The sequence below is a fragment of the Shewanella mangrovi genome, from assembly GCF_000753795.1.
In the GTDB taxonomy this organism is placed as follows: domain Bacteria; phylum Pseudomonadota; class Gammaproteobacteria; order Enterobacterales; family Shewanellaceae; genus Shewanella; species Shewanella mangrovi.
Genome location: NZ_JPEO01000001.1, coordinates 381,357 through 402,111 on the forward strand (window position 1 = coordinate 381,357; position 20,755 = coordinate 402,111).

Here is a 20,755-nt window from a genome sequence, read left to right on the forward strand (position 1 = left end):
CGCATTGAGTCGCCTTTTCTACCTATAAAGAGGTAGTTTGAGCTCTATTAGTCACTGATTTTATTTTGCTTTTTTGCCTCTTTATCGAAAATAGCGAGTTTCAGCCGTACAAATGCAGTTTTTCCTCTCAGCGTGCATTTGCTGGTCTACACTTCTTAAGAAGTGATGCGATGACAGTAACTGTTGTGAGGGGCAATATGCCGTTGTATGAGATGCGTAAGTTTGTTGCACCTGAGTTTATCTTTGGTGTAGGTGCGAGGCATAGAGCGGGCTTTTATGCACGTAACATGCAAGCACGCAAAGTACTTATTGTCACGGACGCAGGGGTAATTGCCGCTGGATGGCTGGAAGAAATTAAGCAAGATCTCGCTGAAGCGGGCATCGAGTATGCCGTGTTTAGCGGTCTCACGGAAAATCCCAAAGATTATGAGGTAATGGCGGGCGCCAAGTTCTACCAAGAACAGATGTGCGACGTCATTATCGCACTTGGTGGTGGCAGCGTGATCGATTGTGCCAAAGCCATCGGGATTGTTTACGCCAATGGTTGCGATGTGCATGCGTTTGAAGGCGTGGATAATGTGGATATTCCCGGCCCACCACTTATCTGTATTCCTACCACCGCCGGAACATCGGCAGATATCTCGCAGTTCAGCATCATAGTGAATTCACCCGAGCGCTATAAGATGGCTATTATCAGTAAAAGTGTGGTGCCGGATGTGGCGCTTATCGATCCCGAAACCACTTTAACCTTGCAACCCCATCTTACCGCCTGCACCGGCATGGATGCACTCACGCATGCAATTGAAGCCTTTGTTTCCACAGCAAATTCGCCTGTAGTGGATGTGCACGCTCTAGCAGCGATTGAACTCTTGTGGAACAACGTTGAAAAAGCGGTGTTAACGCCGAATGATTTAGCGGCGCGCGAGAATATGTTGCTCGGTAGTTTGCAGGCGGGACTGGCATTTTCTAACGCCAGTTTAGGGGCGGTACATGCGATGGCGCACTCGCTCGGAGGCTATCTGGACCTGCCGCATGGAGAGTGTAATGCGTTGCTGCTTGATCACGTTATCCGCTTTAACATTACGTCCGAACCGGATCGCTATCAACGTATTGCCACGATTATGGGCCTTCACAACCCGAGCCACAATCAACAGCAACGCGCTAACAGCATTACTGACGCATTGGCTGAAAAGCGCCGTTTACTTGGGCTGACAGACAAAATGAGCAATTGGGGCGTTAAATATGGTGATATTGCTGATTTAGCCCATCATGCCGCAAAAGATGCTTGTTTAGTCACCAACCCGCGTCATGCATCGTTGGACGACCTAAAGGTGATCTATGGCGAAGCCCTCTGATGACGAACAAAGCTGGGAAGCACGTAAAGCCAGTATCATCGGACTAGGGGAACGGTCATTTCGCAAGAGCTATTATCCACAGCTGCGGCAGAACATGGATCGGCTGCAGCGTTTCCATACCTTGCTCGATCACACCTCAGATTTTGTGGTGCTCATCAGCATGCCCAGTGGCGAAATCACGGATGCGAATGCCGCATTTGGGCAGTTGATGAAGTCCAATGTGGAACAGCTTATCGGGCAATCTTTTAGTGACTTATCTTTCTGTAGTGATTGCAAGCGCATCGTCGAGTTATTGCATCGCGATATGGTGATAGGTGGCAAGCAGCGTCATTACCCCAATCATTCGTTAATTTCCAGAGGGGATGGCAGTGGTAATCCGATTTGGCTGGAACTCAGCTTTAAAATCGCCAAGGTGGATTTGCAAAACTTTGGCGTGCTGGTCGGGCGTGATGTTACCGAGCGCAAACGCAACGAAGAGTTGATGAACAAGTTGTTGTCGGAGAAGGCGGCGCTGCTCGATAATGCGTTAGTTGGCATTGTGAGTGTGCGCAATCGTTGCTTTGAATCTTGTAATCGCCGCTTTGAACAGATGATGGGTTATACCTCGGAGCAGTTGATCGGCCAAAGCACCCGCATTCTTTATCAGGAGGAAGATGCCTATTATGCCCTTGGTGAAGATGCCTATCGGGCGATGAAAGACGGCAGCAAGTACAGCGCACGGGTGATGTTAAAGAGGGCCGATGGCAGAGAGTTTCTCTGTGAATTGACTGGTCAGGCGAATAATCCCAAACGTCCGGATGAAGGTAGTATCTGGATGTTTAACGACGTGAATGATCTGCGGCTTGCTGAAGATAAGGCGTTGTTTTTATCGCACCATGATTCGCTCACCAAGCTGCCCAATTTCCAGCTGTTAAAAGACCGTTTGTCACAAGCGGTATCTATGGCGACCCGCAATCAACGATTGGTTGGCCTACTGGCGATTGATGTCGATCGCTTTAAAACTATCAATGATTCATTGGGTTACGGCATTGGTAATGAGTTATTAGTGCAGGTTGCCGAGCGTATTGTGTCGCAGGTGAGTGAGGTGGATACCGTCAGTCGCCAGGGCGGTGATGAGTTTTTAGTCTTGTTGCCTAACCTGCCAAATGCCGACTCTTGTATCAATATCGTCAGCCGGCTGATGGATAACCTCGCAAAACCTTATTTTGTGGCACAAACCGAACTGCGTCTCTCTGTTTCGGTGGGGATCGCCATGAGTCCTGATGACGGTGAGGATTTTGAAACCCTGCTGAAAAAGACCGACATGGCCATGTACCGAGCTAAGTCGGAAGGACGCGATACCTACCGCTTCTTCAATGAAGAGATGAATTACGAAGCGATTGAACAACTGAATATCAGCGTGGGTTTACGCAAGGCGCTGGAACTCAAACAGTTTCAACTGTTTTATCAGCCACAGTTGGACCTGCTCTCTGGCCGGATTGTCGGCGCTGAGGCACTGCTGCGCTGGATGCATCCAGACGCAGGCATGATTTCGCCCGCCAGTTTTATTCCAGTGGCCGAGGAATCAGGGCTGATAGTGGCGATGGGCGAATGGGTATTGCAGGAAGCGTGTCGTGAGGTGGCGCGCTGGCGTGACGCAGGTATGTTGGACCCAGTGGTGGCAGTGAACCTATCGGCGCTGCAGTTTGCCCGCGGCAACATTGAACAGGCGGTAAATAATGCTGTTGCGGCGGCGGGAATTACACCATCGATGTTAGAGCTGGAGCTCACCGAGTCGATAATGATCCATGATACTGAAAGTGTGTTAGCCACAGTTACGCGCTTAAAACAGCAAGGTTTTCAATTTACTATCGATGACTTTGGTACTGGCTATTCCAGCTTACAGTACTTAAAAAGCTTCGCCGTGGATAAACTAAAAATCGATCAGTCGTTTGTACGTGATATTACTGAAGACGATGATGATGCGGCGATTGTGCGCGCCATTATTCAGATGGCAAAAGGACTTGGTTTAAAGACCATCGCCGAAGGGGTTGAAACCGCCGAAGTCATGAGTGTGTTACAACAGTTTAATTGCGATGAAGTGCAAGGCTATTATCTGGCGAAGCCGATGCCAGCGGAACAGTTCATGACGTTTTTGCAGTTGCATCAATAAGCGCAATCAGAATATTTCAGGTATCGCTTAACTAAAGTGGACTGGTGGGCTAAGCGCTTACCGTGCTAGCATCGAACTCCCTCTTGTTTTTACTCTTCAATCTATGAGCACGCATTCTGCGGTGGCGCCTGCGTCGTCACTGAAAGCTTATCCGGCCTTTTGGCGTTACTGGGTAACGCGGTTGGCATCTGCCTTTGGTTTCCAGGTTATTTCGGTTGCGGTTGGTTGGCAGGTCTATGATCTCACCGGCGATCCGCTAACGCTGGGATTAATCGGCCTCGCACAGTTTATTCCTTCGGTGTTACTGGCACTGCCTGCAGGGCATGTGGCAGATCAGTTTCATCGGCGCAACATTGTATTAGTGACGCAAAGTTGCCAGTGGTTAGCGCTGGTGGCCTTGGTGGGCGGCAGTTGGTTTGAGCTACTCGACGAGCAACTCATCCTGCTGTTGGTGTTTATCATAGGTGTGTTTAAAGCCTTTGAATTTCCAGCATTAAAGTCAATGTTACCGGCCTTGGTGCCAGATGAGGTGTTGCCAAGGGCGCTGGCAATGGACTCGTCCGGTATTCAGATGGCCAGTATCGCCGGCCCGGCGTTGGGAGGCTTACTCTATATTGGTGGACCCGTGGTGGCTTATGGGCTGGCGGCCGGACTCTATTTCATTTCGTTAATCGGCTTATTCGGCCTCAGGTATCACCATAAAGTACCGAAGAAGCAGCCGATGAATCTCAACAACCTGTTTGCTGGTGTGCGGTTTATTCGCGCCCGGCCAGTGATCCTCGGTGTCATTTCGCTCGATCTTTTTGCAGTGTTGCTCGGCGGTGCTACCGCCTTGCTGCCGATATTTGCCAAAGATATTTTGCACACTGGCCCTTGGGGACTAGGGCTGCTGCGTGCCGCGCCTGCCGTCGGCGCATTATTGATGTCGTTCTGGTTAGCGCGTCATAGTCTTGAGCGTAACGTTGGCAAGATTATGTTTGCCTCGGTCGCGGGATTTGGCGTGGCGACGTTAGTGTTCGCACTGTCGACTGACTTGATATTGTCGTTGATAGCGTTATTTGCTTTAGGCGCATTTGATATGGTCAGTATGGTGATCCGTGGCGCCTTGGTGCAGTTGGAAACGCCGGATGAGATGCGTGGTCGAGTGACCGCGGTAAACTCGATTTTTATCAATACTTCCAATCAACTCGGTGAGTTTGAATCTGGCATGTTAGCCGCAGCCTTTGGTGCGGTAGGATCGGCCGTGATTGGTGGCGTTGGCACCTTAGTGGTGGTCGCTGCGTGGATGTGGATGTTCCCAGTTATCCGTCAGCGGCAGAAATTGAAAGAGTAGCCAGAAGAAAAAAGAAGGCCCTCATTGAGAGCATAAAGGGCCTCCTTTGCTAACTTGTGATTAATGTTTGATACCCAGCGCATCCAAAATGGTGAAGTGCAGGTCAGTTTGATCGGTCAGACCGACGACATTCGCGGCGTGTGGGCCGTACGCCGCAATCCGCAACTGAGTACCGGTATGGCCCATGCTACCTTTTTCGGAGTTGCCATAGCTGATGCTCATCTTGGCACCATCGTGGGTCAGTAAGCCTTGGGTCAGGCCCGGCGCTTTGGCATCGGGATAGATAATCTGCGACGAATGGGCATGGTCGGCGGTGACAATCACTAAGGTATCACCTTGTTGTTTGGCAAACTTCAGCGCTACTTGTACCGCTTCATCTAAATCGACGGTTTCTCCAATCTGACCACATGGGTTGGCCGCATGGTTTTGCTTGTCAATCGAGGCGCCTTCCACCTGTAAAAAGAAGCCTTTTTTATTTGCCTGCAGCAGTTCAATAGCTTTGCTGGTCATCTGTGCCAGCGTCGGAATATCTGCAGTACGCGCAGGGTTTGGCTTACACACCACCGGATTTTTATCCAGATTACCGTGATAGGTGGCTTTCGGTCCTAGCCAACGGACAGGCATATTCCCTTGCGAGAATAAGCCAAGTAACGGCGTATCCTGATTGGCGCGGGTAATATCGTTAAGCTCTGATGCGGTCGAAATAAAGTGATAGCCGCGATCATAGGCTTGTTCAATCAGCGTCTTATCCTGCCATTTGCCCGCAGCCGCTTTTTCATCAAAGGTGGCGCGGCCGCCGCCCAGCGTGACATCGGGACGAGCGTTGAGTAGTTGCTCGGTAATTGAGCCGAGACCACCATTTTCTAATGTGGCTTCCGGGCATTTCAGTGCGGTTGCCGTCGGTCCATAACATTTACGTTGCGAAATATGGGCGATTTCTGCGGCGGGTGTGGCGTCCTGGATCTCCGCCGTCGACACATTCCCGGTGGCTTTACCGGCTTTTTTAGCCAGTTCGAGCAAGGTCGCTTGTGGCTTGCCGTAGACATCGACGCCAATGGCACCGTTGTAAGATTTCGTCCCGGTTGTCCACGCGGTGGCGGAGGCGGCTGAATCGGTGACATAGTTGGGCAGATGAGTATCGCGGTCGAGCGAATAATGCGTGTATTGTCCGGTGAGCGGTAGTGCATCAATACCGACAAAGAAGCCGCTGGCACCACGGGCATAGTTACGCGCGATCGTGATTTCCGAGTCGCCCATGCCATCGCCAATCAGCAGAATGACATTTTTGGCGCGCTTATCGCTCAGTGAGGCCTTTAAGTCAGCGGTAATATCATGTTGTAAGCGGCGGGCACCACCGGTCTGGGTGAGGTCGCCGTTGGCATTGCGGTCGCTCCAGTCGGCAGCGATAACCGGCGCTGCCAATAACGGCAATAGCGCAGTGACTAGCGAAAATTTCAATTACTTATCCTAACTCAGTCTTATTTTATTCCGCTAATGTTAGGCAATCTTTATGACAGTAAGGTGACGTTGCGACGTTTGTTGGTGCGCTAGTATTTGCCACGAGTTGCCGCATTTCGTCGACTAGATCCGCGGCGCGTACGATAAACAGCTGTCGACCGCGATAAACCTGATGCTCCAGTGCAACGTCAAACCAACGTGGATTGGGATGCCGCTCGGTAACTAAAACCAGACTGTTCGGATGGCTTTCGGCCCATTGCAAACGCGATTGTGTTTGCTCTGTCAGATCTATCAGTGGCTGTTGCAGCCGCCCATAGAAGCCAAACTGGTTATGGTAGCGATTCCAGCTCACTAATGTTTTGCCTTGATGCTGATAGTGCGCCAGTGACTTGGCAATCGGCTCGATATTGTAGGCGTGCTGCAATACGGGCGTGAGGGCACTGAGGGTGGCGGTAAGCGCAATGGGCAGCAGTAGCAACTGTACGGTAAGTGTGGCAGCGGAGTGCTGGCGGTTACGCATTAATGCCAGTGACGCGAGCGCCAACGGGATTAATCCCAATCCATACCAACTGTGCGGGGCAGTGACGCTTTTGAAGGCGTAGGGCAACCACATTGGCATGCTTAGCGTGGTGGCGGCCAGCACAAGTAAAAGGCTCGTCAGATACCACTCGCGCAGTTGCAGCAGCGGTAAGCGATGCGCTATCCACAACGCTGCAAATGGCATGAGCGGGATCATGTAGTGGATCTGTTTGCCGCTGATAAGGCTAAACACCAAGACAAGGCTAACGAGATGCAATAGCAGCGCTCTATCAACGGCCGATTGTGGTTGTCTAACGCCACGCCAAAATGAGCGCAGCAGCGGTAGTGGCATTATCAGCAGTGGTAACAGCAGCACATACCAGTAAAACGGCCGCGCATGGGCAAAGGAGTTCACCATCCGCCCAGAGGTTTGTTTCCATAGCAGTTCGTTTTCATAACTCGGGCCGCCGTGTATCACCGCCGGAATGACCCACAGCAACATCAGCACTATGCCTAAGCCAATGGCTGAGCCGCAGTAGCCCCAGAAGCGTCTTGTCTGAACGCTATTAGGTTGGCGCCAGAGCGGATAAAGCCCGACAAAGGGTAAACAATAAAGCAGCATAACTGGGCCTTTGGTCAGTAAGCCTGCGGCAAACATCACCGCTGCTAGCAGCCAATGGCGCCAATAGTTGTGTTGACTGCCGTGCACGATCGCCAAGCAGAACGCTAACACCCACAAGGTCAGCAATAGGTCAAACATAGTGGTGGGTAGATAAAACAGCCACACTGCACTTGCGAGCAATACTGCTGGGGCCAACATCGCCGTTTTTGGGCTCTTAGGCAGTAGCGCTTTAGCGAAATAATAGAGCAGTACAAAGTTTGCCAACGAACACAGTGGAATCATACTGCGTGCTGACCACTCGTGCACGCCCGTCACCGACCACGCCAGATTTATCAGCCAAAACAGCAATGGCGGCTTATGCGCGTAAGGTTGACCATTTTCATGGGGGACAAGCCAGTTGCCGCTTTGCCACATCTCCCAGGCAACGGATATGTAGCGTGTTTCATCTATCGGCATGATTGGGCGGATAAACAGGTGAATCACAATAATGCTCGCAGCCACTATGAGGACGGCGATTAATGGTCGCTTGGAGTCTGGAGTCTGGCGCACAGGCATCTTCATCACCGTGACGAGTGGTTGTCTCGGGATGATGATTGCAACTATTTATTAACAAATGGTGACGCTAGTGTGGCGTTTTTATAACGGCCGCAAAGTGAGGTAATATGTCGGCTATTGGCCAATAAAAAGCCCCGCAATAGCAGGGCTTAATGCTTAGCTGGTGAGTGTTAGCTCGCCAGATGTTGCAGATCTTGCTGCTCAAGGTTCTTAGCTTGGTGAGTCTCAGGCTTTTGCAGTTGCAGTACTTCACTGGTGTACAGCAATTCGCGTTCGGTGGCAGCCAAATCGCCGTTCAACTGCTTACCGTAGAACGGAATGATGTGGCGTAGCTTGTCGCGCCATTCACCGCTGACTTTATCGGGGAATACCCGTTCCAACACGTTCAGAATGATAGGCGCGGCAGTTGATGCGCCAGGTGAAGCCCCCAGTAGGGCGGCAATGGTGCCATCCTGTGCAGCCACCACTTCAGTACCAAACTGCAGCTGACCACCTTTTTTCACTTTCTTAATCACCTGTACCCGCTGACCTGCGGTCCACAGTTTCCAATCGGATTTACGGGCATTGGGATAATATTTTTTCAGCGCGTTAAAACGATCATTATCGTTCTGCATCACCTGACTCATCAGGTATTTCACCAAACCAAAGTTATCTAAACCGACGCGAGTCATCGGCAGCAGGTTGTTGTGGTTTGTGGAACGGATCAAGTCGAGGAAAGAACCGTTTTTCAAAAACTTAGTGGAGAAGGTGGCAAATGGGCCAAATAGCAGCACATCTTTACCCTCGATGTAACGAGTATCCAAGTGCGGTACTGACATCGGCGGCGCGCCCACTTCGGCTCTGCCATAGGCTTTGGCTTTGTGATGTTTTACCACTTCTGGGTTGTCACAGATAAGGAACTGTCCACCGACAGGGAAACCGCCGTATTGGCTGGCTTCTGGAATGCCTGATGCTTGCAACAGCGGCAATGCCGCGCCACCGGCACCAATAAACACAAACTTGGCGTTGATACGATATTCACGCTTACCGTTGGCCAGATCAGCAATGGTCACTGTCCAGCTCTTATCGGCGTTTTGCTGCAGTTTACGTACTTCCGATTGCAGACGCAGACTGAAGTTATCATGGCGTTGTAAGCTGTTGACCAACTGACGGTTAATCTCACCAAAGTCGACATCTGTGCCCATTTCAGAGCGGGTAGCGGCCACTTTTTGATTAGGATCGCGTCCTTCCATCAATAATGGTGCCCACTTTTGCAGCAAGGCTTTGTCTTCGGTGAACTCCATGTTTTGAAACAGGGTGTTCTGTTGCAGCAGCTCATGGCGCGCTTTGAGATATTCAACGTTCTCATCACCCCAGACAAAACTCAGGTGGTCGACGGTGTGAATGAAGCTATCGGGACGACCGAGTACTTTCTTTTCTACCTGATGGGCCCAGAACTGACGGCTGATTTGAAACGCCTCGTTGACGCTGACAGCTTTATCAATATTGATACTGCCATCAGGCATTTTTGGGGTGTAGTTCAGTTCCATTAGTGCGGCGTGGCCAGTGCCCGCGTTATTCCAGCCATTTGAACTTTCTTTGGCTACAGCATCGAGTCTTTCGACCATCATGATCGACCAATTGGGCGCTAACTCTTGCAGGTAAGTCCCCATGGTAGCGCTCATGATGCCACCACCAATCAGTAGCACATCAACCTTTTCCTGCAACTGACTTTGGGCGGAACTGAAAAATGATGAAACACTTGCAGGCGCGGCTAGCCTTAAACGTTTTGCTTTTCTCATTTTGATATCGCTCTGTGAACGTCCTACGGCATTTAGTCACTGAGTATCAAAAGTAGGGGAACTCTCGCTATCCTTAAAAATGAGCGTGGGCATCCTCTGCTTGGACGCATATTTTGGGATATGCGCCAGTTCAGATCTTGTGAGATGTTTTGCTAAACTGCCGTTAACTTAAGTGACGGAAAATGTTTGAATGATTCGTAACTGCTGAGCTAAATAAGTTAACTTGAGCAACTAAAACTGTGACGGGAGTCAATTTTATTAGTTTTTTCGGAGATGTAAAGAGGCCCATCGACAGTGAATTATATCGCGGAAAGTTAACTTGCCGTTAGGTGTTTTGCCAAATTTTATCAAGGTGTTAACGATGTTGGTAGTGCATAAATATGCGCAAAGGCGCGTTATATAAGACTTTTATTAATCTAAACTGAAGTATTTACTCCACTCTGCACTATTGAAAAGCCCGATAGATGATTCTTGTTTTAAACGCTATTGTGTTTGAAATCGGAATTACCATACGACTAAAGTTGATTTAACGCTGTTTTCGACGCTGAAAATTAATCTTCGGTATTGTCGATTCAATAAAAAAGCCTCACTTTTGCGAGGCTTTTTTGTGGTTATTGCAGCTGCAAATTACAGCTCAATGTTAGCGACCTGTTCTTGCTTTGGCAGAGTGACAGTTTCATCACCAGCTGGCGCCACGGTTTTAGGCGCCTGTGGCTTGTGCAGGTGCAGCATTTCACTGGTGTAGTTCAGTTCACGCTCGGTGGCCGCGACATTGCCATTCAGTTTGGTGCCGTAAGATGGAATGATCTCTTTCAGCTTGGCATTCCATTTACCCGCGACTTTGTCACCGAACACTTTTTCCATCACGGTCAGCATGATAGGTGCAGCGGTTGATGCGCCAGGTGATGCGCCCAACAGTGCTGCCAGGGTTGCGTCTTTTGACGAAACCACTTCTGTACCGAATTGCAAACGACCGCCTTTTTCAGGATCGTTTTTGATGATTTGCACACGTTGGCCCGCAGTCCACAGTTTCCAGTCGGCTTTGTTAGCCGTCGGATAGTATTTCTGCAGTTCAGCAAAACGATCTTCATCATCCAGCATCACTTGTTGGATCAGGTACTGCACCAAATTGAAGTTATCCAGACCCACTTTCATCATCGGGATAACGTTATCTGTGGTGGTCGAACCGAGTAGATCCCACAGTGAACCGTTTTTCAGGAACTTAGTTGAGAAGGTCGCGAATGGGCCAAACAGCAGCACTTCTTTACCGTCAATTCGACGCGCGTCCAAGTGTGGAACTGACATCGGTGGAGCTCCGACTTCAGCCTGACCATAAGCTTTGTTGACGTGCTGTTTTACTACGTCTGGGTTATCACAGATCAGGAACTGACCGCCAACAGGGAAGCCACCGTAAGCCTCACCTTCTGGAATACCAGACTCTTGCAGCAACGGCAGTGCGGCACCACCGGCACCAATGAACACGAACTTCGCATTGATGGTGTGCTCTTCTTCATCATGGGCTAAATCTGCAACGGTAATCGTCCAGCTTTTATCGGCATTCTGGTGCAGCTTACGTACTTCAGTTTGCAGTTGCAGATCGAAGTTAGCTTTAGTTTGCAGGCCTGCAACTAATTGGCGGGTGATTTCGCCGTAGTTTACGTCAGTCCCGATGACAGAACGGGTCGCGGCCACTTTTTGCTGTGGATCACGACCTTCAATCAGCAGTGGTGCCCACTTACGGATCTGCTCTTGGTCTTCGCTGTAATCCATGCTTTGGAAGAGGGTGTTTTTTTGCAGTTCGGCATAACGCTTACGCAAGAAGTTAACGTTTTTATCACCCCAAACGAAGCTCATGTGGTTAACGGTGCGGATAAACGCTTCCGGATTGTGCATCACGTCGTTGGCAACTTGATAAGACCAGAACTGACGGCTGATTTGGAAGGCTTCGTTAACTTTGATGGCCTTGTCGACATTGATGCTGCCATCTGGCATTTCTGGCGTGTAGTTCAGTTCCATCAGCGCTGAGTGGCCGGTACCGGCGTTGTTCCAGCCGTTGGAGCTTTCTTTAGCGACACCGTCGAGGCGCTCAACCATGGTCATTGACCAGTCTGGCTCTAGCTCCTGCAGATAGGTACCTAAAGTAGCGCTCATGATGCCGCCGCCGATAAGCAGTACATCAACTTGCTGTTCATCTGCGTGTGCTGGGGTTAGCACGGCGGCAGCGCTTACCAGTGCGGTAAGTAGCGTCAGTTTGACTTTTTTCATAGTGATTAGCTCTGTGATAGTTATTCGGCGGTGGACACTGCGATGAGAAGCGCGCATCCAGCGCTAACAGGTAGTGGGCGATGCCCTGAGGAACTCCTGCCAGTCTGCTCTGTTTCAGAGTTCGCTGTTCTGAATCGGCGCTAAACTATCACTGCTAATAAGTGGCGGAAATCTTTAGATAATTAGAAAAACCTAAGCCAGCTAAGCTAACTTATGTAACTAATTTTGTGATGTTAGTCACTATTTTGCTGTTTGTGTGACTCAGATTAGGTGACTCATCATCACCCAACCTAAGTCAGTACGCGGGATTAGTGCTGTTTCATATAATCCATAGTCAGGTTCGTCAGCACTTCAACTCCAAGTTTCATACCTGCATCATCGACATAAAAATCAGGTGTATGGTGTGCTGGTGCATCCGCCGCGGGGACATTCAGTGGCTTGCCGCCGACAAACAGATACAGACCGGGCACCTGCGTCTGGAAGAAAGAGAAATCTTCTGCGCCCGTCACGGCTTTTGCTTCAACGACATGTTCATTGCCCGCTGTGCGCACCAAGGTTGGTAACATCTGCGACATTAAACTTGGATCGTTATAGGTAATCGGATAAGCCGGGCCATAAGGCAGCATAAGCTCAGCAGAAGCACGCATGCTTTCCGCAATCGCTTTTACCTTGCGCTGCATTGCTTCGTGGATCATGGCACGGGCAGTGGGGTTGAGTGTGCGAATCGTACCTTCAAGGGTCACTTCGGCGGGAATGATGTTGGAGCGATTACCGCCTTTAATGATGCCAACGGTTACGACGGCGCCATCATCGATAATCGTCAGCTCGCGGCTAACAATGGTTTGCAGCGCCATCACCATTTGTGCAGCGGTCACAATCGGGTCAACACTTTTCCACGGATAGGCGCCATGTGCCTGACGGCCCTTAATCACCACTTTAAAAGTATCAACGGCGGCCATAATGCCGCCAGCACGGTATTTGACGGTGCCGACATCGGTTGCTGAGTTGATATGCAGGCCAAACATCACATCCACATTTGGATTTTTCAACACGCCTTCTTTAACCATTAATTCAGCGCCACCCTCTTCACCGTCTGGCGCTCCCTCTTCAGCGGGTTGGAAGATAAATTTCACTTTGCCTTTTAGCTGCGCTTTTTGCTCGACTAAAATCTTGGCTGCGCCCATCAGCATCGCCATGTGGGTGTCGTGACCACAAGCGTGCATCACCGGCACCTGCTCACCACGGTATTCGCCGACAACTTCTGAGCGATAAGGCAGTGAATTCATCTCTTTTACTGGTAGACCATCCATATCGGCACGTAAGCCCACCACCGGCCCCGGCTTGCCACTGTCTAGTACCGCGACTACGCCCGTTTTCGCGACACCAGTGTGTACCTCCAGCCCCAGACTTTTAAGATAGTTCGCCACGTATTGGGCGGTGTTGACTTCGCGGTTGGAGAGCTCCGGATATTGGTGGAAATGATGACGCCACTTAATCACATCAGGTTCTATCTTGGAGGCAAGTTGTTCTACAGTTTCAGCCTGCGCCAATGCGCTGCAGCTGGCCAATAGTAAGCCACTGAAGAATATCTTTTTTATGGTCATTGTTAGCTCTTATACAAATTGCGGGTACTCGTGGCTCAAGGCTACACGAATCGGAAAAGTCATGTATAGCTAAATTGTGAAACAATGTTGCATTGCTGTGACTGTGGAAGATTGTCGACGGCGAATGAGAGGGGGTGCTTGTTGCGCTGGGAAGGTGATACTTCAACCTGCGCGTAAGTAGCATGACGCCGCTGACGCGCAGGCTGAATAAGCTGAACTAAATTTTCACAAGTGTACGGCCAGTAACCGCACCTTTGACGATATCGGCGGCATATTGTGGTACTTCGGCCAAGCTGATTTCGGTACCTGCCTGCTCAAAGAAACTGGCGGGTAACAGTTCTAAAATTCGGTTCCACGCGGCAATGCGTTTTTCTCGTGGACAATACACCGAATCGATGCCGAGCAAGCTAACGCCACGCAGAATAAATGGCATCACAGTGGTCGGCAGTTTATAGCCCGCAGCTAAACCACAAATGGCGGCAACACCACCGTAGTTCATCTGCGCTAAGGCGGTTGCCAGCGGTTGATCGCCGACGGTATCAACTACCGCTGCCCAACGCTGCTTTTCCAAGGGCCGCGATGGTTCCGCTAACTCATTTCGATCAAGTAACTGCGTTGCACCTAAGGCCGTCAGCAACGGGCCGTTTTTCTCGAGCCGCCCGCTACTGGCAGTAACTTGATAACCGAGTTTGGCCAGCAACGCCACCGCAGTGCTGCCGACGCCGCCGCTAGCACCGGTGACTAACACTTCACCTGCATCGGTTGGGATTTTGGCATCCACAATGGCTTGTACGCACAACATCGCAGTGAGTCCGGCGGTCCCAATCAACATCGCCGTGGCCGCATCACAATTGGCGGGCATAGGTACCAGCCAGTCGCCTTTTACCCGTGCAAGTTCGGCCATTCCGCCCCAGTGATTTTCGCCTACGCCCCAGCCAGTCAGAATAACCTTATCGCCAGCCTGATAACGTGGATCGGCCGATTGCACTACTTCGCCGGCAAAGTCGATACCCGGCACCATGGGATACTGGCGAATAATTTTGCCCGTGCCAGTCACGGCCAAACCATCTTTATAGTTAAGCGAGCTGTAACTGACTTTAACGGTGACATCACCGTCGGGCAGCAGACTTTCAGCCACCTGAGTGACCTGAGCTACTGTCTGGCCTTGTTGTTGCTCAAGTAGAAGGGCTTTAAACATGGGAAAATTCCTGGTTCTTTGGCGTTGGCCTAACACCTTACGTGAGCTTGCGCGCTGAATAAACTCCACTTTAGCGGTAGTGAATGGAATGGGATATCGGCAACGATTTGTTTCTGCACTCTTGCGTAATAGCTCACGTTTTAAGGCGAACCGAATGTTTGGCGAATGATTTAAACACTTACTTACATCATCAACTGCGCCGACTGTCGAGCTAGGTGTTCGCTTTTGGTTATAGTGGTGAGATATAAAAACAACAACCATAAACTAACGATGAAGCAACTGATTTCGATGCTAACGCTATTGAGCTGTTCCATTTCAGCAGCGTGGGCCGACGCCTCTGATATCCCCGCTCTCCTTGATAAGCTATTTACCGCTGCCATCAGCAGTCCCACGGTCCCCGGTATTAGCGTCGCAGTGGCTGATAACCGCGGCATTGTGTGGGCCCAAGGCTATGGTTACGCCGATCTGGAAAACCATGTCGCGATGACACCGGCGCATAAACTGCGGATTGGCAGTGTGGCGAAAGTGATTACTACCGCTGGGCTGATGCGCTTGTATCAGCAAGGGAAAATCGACTTTGATGCGCCCGTGACCCAATATGTGCCGAGCTGGCCACAGGACAAACCGACCATTACCCTTAGGCAGCTTACCTCCCACACAGCGGGTATTCGTCACTATAAAGAAGGTGCTAACGAATTTTTGCTGAATACCCCATTTGCGTCGGTGACGGCGAGTCTTGAACTGTTTAAACAGGATCCGCTGTTGTTTACACCGGGAAGTGCCTTTAGCTATTCCACTTTTGGTTGGACGCTGGTGAGTGCGGCCATGGAAGGGGCTGATGGTAAGCGCAGTTTTCGGCAGATTATGCAACAAGAAGTGTTTCAGCCGCTGCAACTGACGGATATGGTGTTTGATGATCAATATGCCATCATCAGTCAGCGCGCTCGTCCTTACAGTGTCCATGAGGGGCTGCTGCAAAACTCACCACAAACCGATCACAGCTATAAATGGGCCGCTGGTGGTTTTATTGCGACGCCAAGTGACGTCGACCGCTTTGCACTGGCGCAGCTCGATAATGACTATCTTAAACCCGCTACCCAAGCGTTGATGTTCAGTAAAGCGCATTTAACCGACGGCACGCCGGTGAATTTTGGCATCGGCTGGATGATCGGGTTTGATAATTATCGCCAGCGCGCCAAGTATCGTGATGATGCTGAGGCATTGGCGATGATGGCCGACATGCCGCAGGCCGTGATGCATTCTGGCGGGAGTATGGGCGGTATCACCATGACCATCATGTGCCGCGAACACCAGCGGGCCGTAACCGTGGTGAAAAATGTTGATGGTGATGACACTGCCGATGTTTTCAAACTGGCCTTGACCACGCTCGATTACTACCATCAGCGCCAGCAATAGCGTTATCCCATTTAGCGGGCAGTCGATGGCTGCTCGTTATGGACGCGCAGTGCTGCGTTAGTAGCCAGTGAGCTCAAGATAGCCTGTGCCATTTTGGCTGCCAGTGACGTTTATTGGCCCTTCCCAGTAATTTACCGAGAGTGGCATGCGCGCATTGGCATTAAGCGCCGTCACCTCAAGCTGAAGCTGCTCAGTTGGCAGGTTAATCTGCCATGCTACCGGGTAACGTTTAGCGCCAACGCTGTGATATTGGGTTGCTTGTAGCTGAATATCCTTAGCGGCAATGGCGTTTTGTCTACCGTTGGGCCAACTGCGTTTGCCACTGAAAAATGGTGTGCTAGCGCCAGCGCCTCGCAGCTGAAACAACATTAACGCTGAGCCATCATCGAGCCGAATCGCAAACCAGTCCCAGCCTTGTTGCTGTCGAGTCAAAAACTCTGAGCTCCACTCGCGGTCAAGCCAAGCTTGGCCACTGACTTTCTGCCATTGGCCGTGCAGCTTGACCTGACCGCGTACCTGAATGAAGGGCTGCGAATAGTAGTAAGAGGCGACTTTGCTATCGGCGCTTTTAACGCTGTAGCCGTTATCACCCTGCAGCACTAACGGCGCGCGACTGGTCAGACTGAGGCGATAGCTGACCTCGTTATCGCTAACGTTCAGGGTCGCCGGGAGTAAACCGTCATTGGGATTGCTGGCATCATGGGTGGCGCTTGCCTGCCAACGCCAGTTTTCATTCCACACATTGAGTGGCAGTCCGCTAACTCCCGCTGGCGCACCAGCAAGCTGAATATCCCGACTCCAGCGTTCCGCAGTTTGGTGACTGCTTGCGGTAGTAATAGCTGCGTGGGTCATCCATAGTTGATTCGAGGCCCAGGCTGAGTGGTTGTTGGGAGCCTGGCTGTTGAGCGCTATGCGAAACTGGGTCCATTGCAATCCCAGTGCTTCGCCGCTGTCAGTGGTCAGATTGGCGGTGAGGTACCACCACTCTTGGCGAAACTTCGGATGTGCCAGATGATCTTGCGGAAACTTCAGCGCTTGATTGGGCGTGACTTTGGCAAAGTTATCATCGGCGCGCCCCATCAACTCGCCCATGCTGGCATCGTTTGCTGGTGGTGGTTTGCAGGCGCTTAACAGCCCCAGTGCTAACATCGCGAAAGTCAGTTGCCAGCGACGCATCACATCACCTCCTGTTGCAAGGATGACACTAAAGACCGTCGGCTTTGCCAGTAAAGTGGCAACAGCACGGCAACGATAGCGCACAGCAGTGACAGCAGCACCACCCGGCCATAAGCCCACCAATCCCACAGCATCGCGATGGTCCAGCCGAAGGCCTGCAAGGTCACTTTATTAATCAGCAGGTAACCTAGGATGGCGCCCAATGGCAAGGCTAATAAGCAGGTCAGCAGCACCACGATGATTATCTGTACCAACAACATGCGCCAAATTCGTGTTTGCTCAACTCCTAGCGCGCGTAACATGGCCAGCGGCGCTTGCCGTGATTGGGTCATCATCAACACCGCACTAAACAAGCCAATCGCCGCCACTAATAAGGTGAGGGTATTGAGCACTAAGGTAATGCTAAAAGTCTTATTAAACATGGCGATGGCTTGGCTGCGAATACGCTGCTGGCTGTATATTTGTGCCGGGTTTAAAGCAAACTGCTGTTCGAGTTCACGGGTCAGTGTGTCGATAGCCTTCACATGGCCGAGCGCTAACCCAATCGGCTCGGCTGGCAATGACAGACGTTGCCACAGCGGCGGGCTAACCACCATTTCGCCCTTTGGATTACCATAGTCAAAGTAAATCGCGGCGATCGGCAATCGAGTCGCTTGCTGGCACTGGCTATCGCCACACAGCGCAATGCTATCACCGGGCTGTAGCTTAAGTTTTAGTGCTAACGGCTCGCTGATAAATACCGCATTGCCCGCAATCGTCTGTGCCACAGCGGCTTGCTGTCCAGCTACTGTTGCTGGCTGTTTAAACACCGTCGTTTCGCTGATTGACACATCATCACGGCCGATGAGGTTGATAGGCTGGATCTGGCCCGCTGCCGCAAAGTAGGGCGCTTGCCACTGATAGAAATAGACCAATTCAGGGTGATGTTGGCGCAGATAACGCTCAATCGGGGCAATATTGTCGCTGCCCGGATGCAGATAAAGATCGGCATGTAGCCGCGTTGACAGCCAGCTACGCAAGGTCTGATCAAAACTGCCCACCAAAGTGTTCATGGCGATGTTGGCACACAATGCCAGTAGCAGTGCCATCATGGCTAACCCCAGCGGTGCAATTAGCTCGCGGCTCTCGGCAATTGCGTAGCGCCACAGCCCCGGTCGCGTAAGCTTGGTCAGCAAGGCCAATCCCCATTGCAGCAACTGAGGTAATAACAGCGGAATCGCAATCGTCAGTAGTCCGAGCAGCGCTAAGCTTTGCCGATGTTGCTGACTAAAGGGATAACCCAGCGCTGTCAGCAACAGTAGCACTATGCCGATAATAAACAGGCGTTGATGGGTAAGATGGTGGGCGAGTGCTTGCAGATAGCGTTTTCCACCTTGGGCTAAACTGCCGTGACTCAAGCTACGATACAGCGGCACACAGGCCAGTAGCGCTGCGACCAGCGTCAGTCCGGCGCCTTGCGCCCACCACTGCCAGCGCCATTGACCCGGCAGTAACGTGGCACCATAAAGCTGTTCTAAGGTCATCGCCACCATAGGTTGCAGCCATTGGCTCAATTGCAGCGCTAAGACAAAACCGATGGCTGAACCGATAAACACCAGTAGCACCAGCTCGGCTAACAGACTGCTAAATAGCGCACGGCGGCTGATACCTTGTTGCATCAGCTGGATCAATAACCTCTGCCGTTTCATCAGGCTGTAGCGCACCCCATTGTAGGCGATAAACAGCCCTACCAAAAAAGCCAGCATCGCCATCGCATTGAGATTGAGGTGAAAACTCGCGGTCAGATCGGTCAGCGCTTTGCCCTGATCTTGTGGCGTGAGTAATACCTGCTTGAGGTCGATATGACTGGCACGCAGCTGTTGTTTCAGCGTTTCAATGTCACCAAACAGCGCGATATAACTTAGTTGTTGCGGTTGTCCAAGCAACTGCTGGGCAACACTAATATCGAGAAATAGCCGATGGCCAAGATTGGCACTGTCAGGCAAGGGAATCGCAGTCAGCGCCATGCCTCCTAGCAGCAACTGGTGCTGGCCTGTGGCACTAAAGCCCATAGCGTCAAATTGGCTTTGACTCATTACAATCAGCGGCTCACCAGCAAGCAGCCGCACCAGTGGTAATTGGGCCAGTGGATTTACCTTAGCTGCGGCGTGTGGGTCGGTGTGATGCGTAAGTGCAGACATGGCGGCGATAACGTCGCTGCCAGTAACGTGCCACGGTTTACCATCACTGTCATCCAACGTCCCACTCACAACCGGCATGGCGGCGATACCTGCGGCTTTTATGTCGAAATACAACTGCTGATCAATGCTGCCGCGGCGGCTTTTGCTGGAAATAAACAGACTCGCCTGCGCGCCTAATGCTTCGCCGGCATCCTGATAGCTGTGAATCGCATTATCATTGGTGGCTTTGACCCCAACCAGCAGGGTCACCGCGAGGATGATACCGAGCAAAATCGCCCCAGCCTGCAACGGCGCCTGACGGTAGTGCGCCAGATAGACTTTGAGGGCGCACCAGCTGAGCCCAAAACTACTCATGGATATTGCCTTGTTCGAGATGCCAACGACGGGTCATGTAGTGGGCGGCGCTATCGCTGTGAGTCACCATCAAAATAGCGGTACCTGCATCGGCCGCTAACTTGACCAGCAGTTGCATGACCTCTTCGCCAGCATGGGCATCGAGGTTACCGGTGGGCTCATCGGCCAGTAACAGAGCAGGGCGGTGCGCTAACGCTCTGGCGATGGCTACGCGTTGTTGCTGACCACCAGAGAGCTGCTCGACGGCGCGTTGTTTAAGTTCGGCAATGCCGAGTTTATTGACTAGATAATCGCACCAGTCATTCCATGGCTCCCCTAACAGACTCAAAGGAAACTGAATATTATCGGCGACATTGAGCGGCGTTAGCAGGTTGTATTGCTGAAATACCACGCCGAGTGAACGGCGGCGAAAGTCACTCCACTGCGGATCGTGCCAGTGTTGGGTGCTGTGCCCCAGCAGGCTCAGTTCGCCACTATCGGCCTGTTCAAAACCGCCAATAATATTGAGCAGGGTACTTTTCCCACTGCCACTGGGGCCGGTTAGTGCCACAGTTTCGCCTGGCAGAATACTGAGATTGAGTTGTTTGAGTACCTGATGGTACTGATCGCCATCGTTAAATCCTTTACTGATCTGGCGCAGAGTGACGATGGCAGAAAATCGAGAATCGGTCATGCTAGTCCTTTGCCTTTAACCGCAACAGCGGGGGCGTTTGATTGCTTAGCTTAGCAAAATTCTAATGGCTATTTGCAGTTAACTGCGCAACCGCGAAAGATTAAGTTCACATGC

At 51.3% G+C, this 20,755-nt stretch carries 13 protein-coding genes; 4 read left to right on the top strand and 9 right to left on the bottom strand.

Features of this window, described 5'->3' with window-relative positions; translation table 11 throughout:
• The first annotated feature begins 170 nt into the window (after positions 1–170).
• The 3 genes from ercA (at position 171) to HR45_RS01560 (ending at position 4,840) form a co-directional block, all read left to right on the top strand.
• Complete coding sequence (ercA, locus tag HR45_RS01550) at positions 171–1,355, top strand: alcohol dehydrogenase-like regulatory protein ErcA (RefSeq protein ID WP_241461035.1); 1,185 nt, start codon at positions 171–173, stop codon at positions 1,353–1,355.
• Positions 1,339–3,507: a bifunctional diguanylate cyclase/phosphodiesterase gene (locus HR45_RS01555; protein WP_052074408.1), complete on the top strand. Its 2,169-nt coding sequence runs from the start codon at positions 1,339–1,341 to the stop codon at positions 3,505–3,507. Before ercA ends, HR45_RS01555 begins: the two co-directional genes overlap by 17 nt.
• A gap of 103 nt (positions 3,508–3,610) precedes the next feature.
• Complete coding sequence (locus HR45_RS01560; RefSeq protein ID WP_037439006.1) at positions 3,611–4,840, top strand: MFS transporter; 1,230 nt, start codon at positions 3,611–3,613, stop codon at positions 4,838–4,840.
• 60 nt (positions 4,841–4,900) lie between these two features.
• Here HR45_RS01560 and phoA read toward each other — a convergent pair whose 3' ends face one another.
• The 6 genes from phoA to HR45_RS01590 form a co-directional block, all read right to left on the bottom strand.
• Positions 4,901–6,298, bottom strand: a complete 1,398-nt coding sequence (gene phoA, locus HR45_RS01565) for an alkaline phosphatase (RefSeq protein WP_037439009.1) — start codon at positions 6,296–6,298, stop codon at positions 4,901–4,903.
• A gap of 25 nt (positions 6,299–6,323) precedes the next feature.
• The gene (locus HR45_RS18955) at positions 6,324–7,994 is read right to left on the bottom strand and encodes an ArnT family glycosyltransferase (RefSeq protein WP_052074409.1); all 1,671 of its coding nucleotides are present in this window, start codon (positions 7,992–7,994) and stop codon (positions 6,324–6,326) included.
• A gap of 170 nt (positions 7,995–8,164) precedes the next feature.
• Positions 8,165–9,775 (bottom strand): malate dehydrogenase (quinone), encoded by a 1,611-nt coding sequence (gene mqo / locus HR45_RS01575; protein ID WP_052074410.1) that lies wholly within the window; start codon positions 9,773–9,775, stop codon positions 8,165–8,167.
• Positions 9,776–10,402: 627 nt separating this feature from the next.
• The gene (gene mqo, locus HR45_RS01580) at positions 10,403–12,040 is read right to left on the bottom strand and encodes a malate dehydrogenase (quinone) (RefSeq protein ID WP_037439010.1); all 1,638 of its coding nucleotides are present in this window, start codon (positions 12,038–12,040) and stop codon (positions 10,403–10,405) included.
• A 308-nt stretch (positions 12,041–12,348) separates the two neighbouring features.
• Positions 12,349–13,644, bottom strand: a complete 1,296-nt coding sequence (locus HR45_RS01585) for an amidohydrolase (protein WP_037439011.1) — start codon at positions 13,642–13,644, stop codon at positions 12,349–12,351.
• A gap of 217 nt (positions 13,645–13,861) precedes the next feature.
• Complete coding sequence (locus HR45_RS01590; RefSeq protein ID WP_037439012.1) at positions 13,862–14,842, bottom strand: MDR family oxidoreductase; 981 nt, start codon at positions 14,840–14,842, stop codon at positions 13,862–13,864.
• Positions 14,843–15,112: 270 nt separating this feature from the next.
• On the opposite strand from HR45_RS01590, the gene HR45_RS01595 reads away from it, so the two are divergent.
• On the top strand, positions 15,113–16,258 hold the full coding sequence (locus tag HR45_RS01595; RefSeq protein WP_081933353.1) for a serine hydrolase domain-containing protein: 1,146 nt from the start codon (positions 15,113–15,115) through the stop codon (positions 16,256–16,258).
• Positions 16,259–16,315: 57 nt separating this feature from the next.
• Here the strand turns inward: HR45_RS01595 and HR45_RS01600 are convergent, their stop codons facing one another.
• Genes HR45_RS01600 through HR45_RS01610 form a run of 3 tightly spaced genes read right to left on the bottom strand, consistent with a single transcriptional unit; the run spans position 16,316 to position 20,641 of the window.
• Positions 16,316–17,434: a lipocalin-like domain-containing protein gene (locus tag HR45_RS01600; protein WP_052074411.1), complete on the bottom strand. Its 1,119-nt coding sequence runs from the start codon at positions 17,432–17,434 to the stop codon at positions 16,316–16,318.
• Positions 17,434–19,968 carry an ABC transporter permease gene (locus HR45_RS01605; protein ID WP_037439016.1) on the bottom strand — a complete coding sequence of 845 codons (2,535 nt, stop codon included), beginning with the start codon at positions 19,966–19,968 and terminating at the stop codon, positions 17,434–17,436. The genes HR45_RS01600 and HR45_RS01605 overlap by 1 nt, the downstream gene beginning before the upstream one ends.
• Positions 19,961–20,641 (bottom strand): ABC transporter ATP-binding protein, encoded by a 681-nt coding sequence (locus HR45_RS01610; protein WP_037439018.1) that lies wholly within the window; start codon positions 20,639–20,641, stop codon positions 19,961–19,963. Before HR45_RS01610 ends, HR45_RS01605 begins: the two co-directional genes overlap by 8 nt.
• Positions 20,642–20,755: the final 114 nt, after the last annotated feature.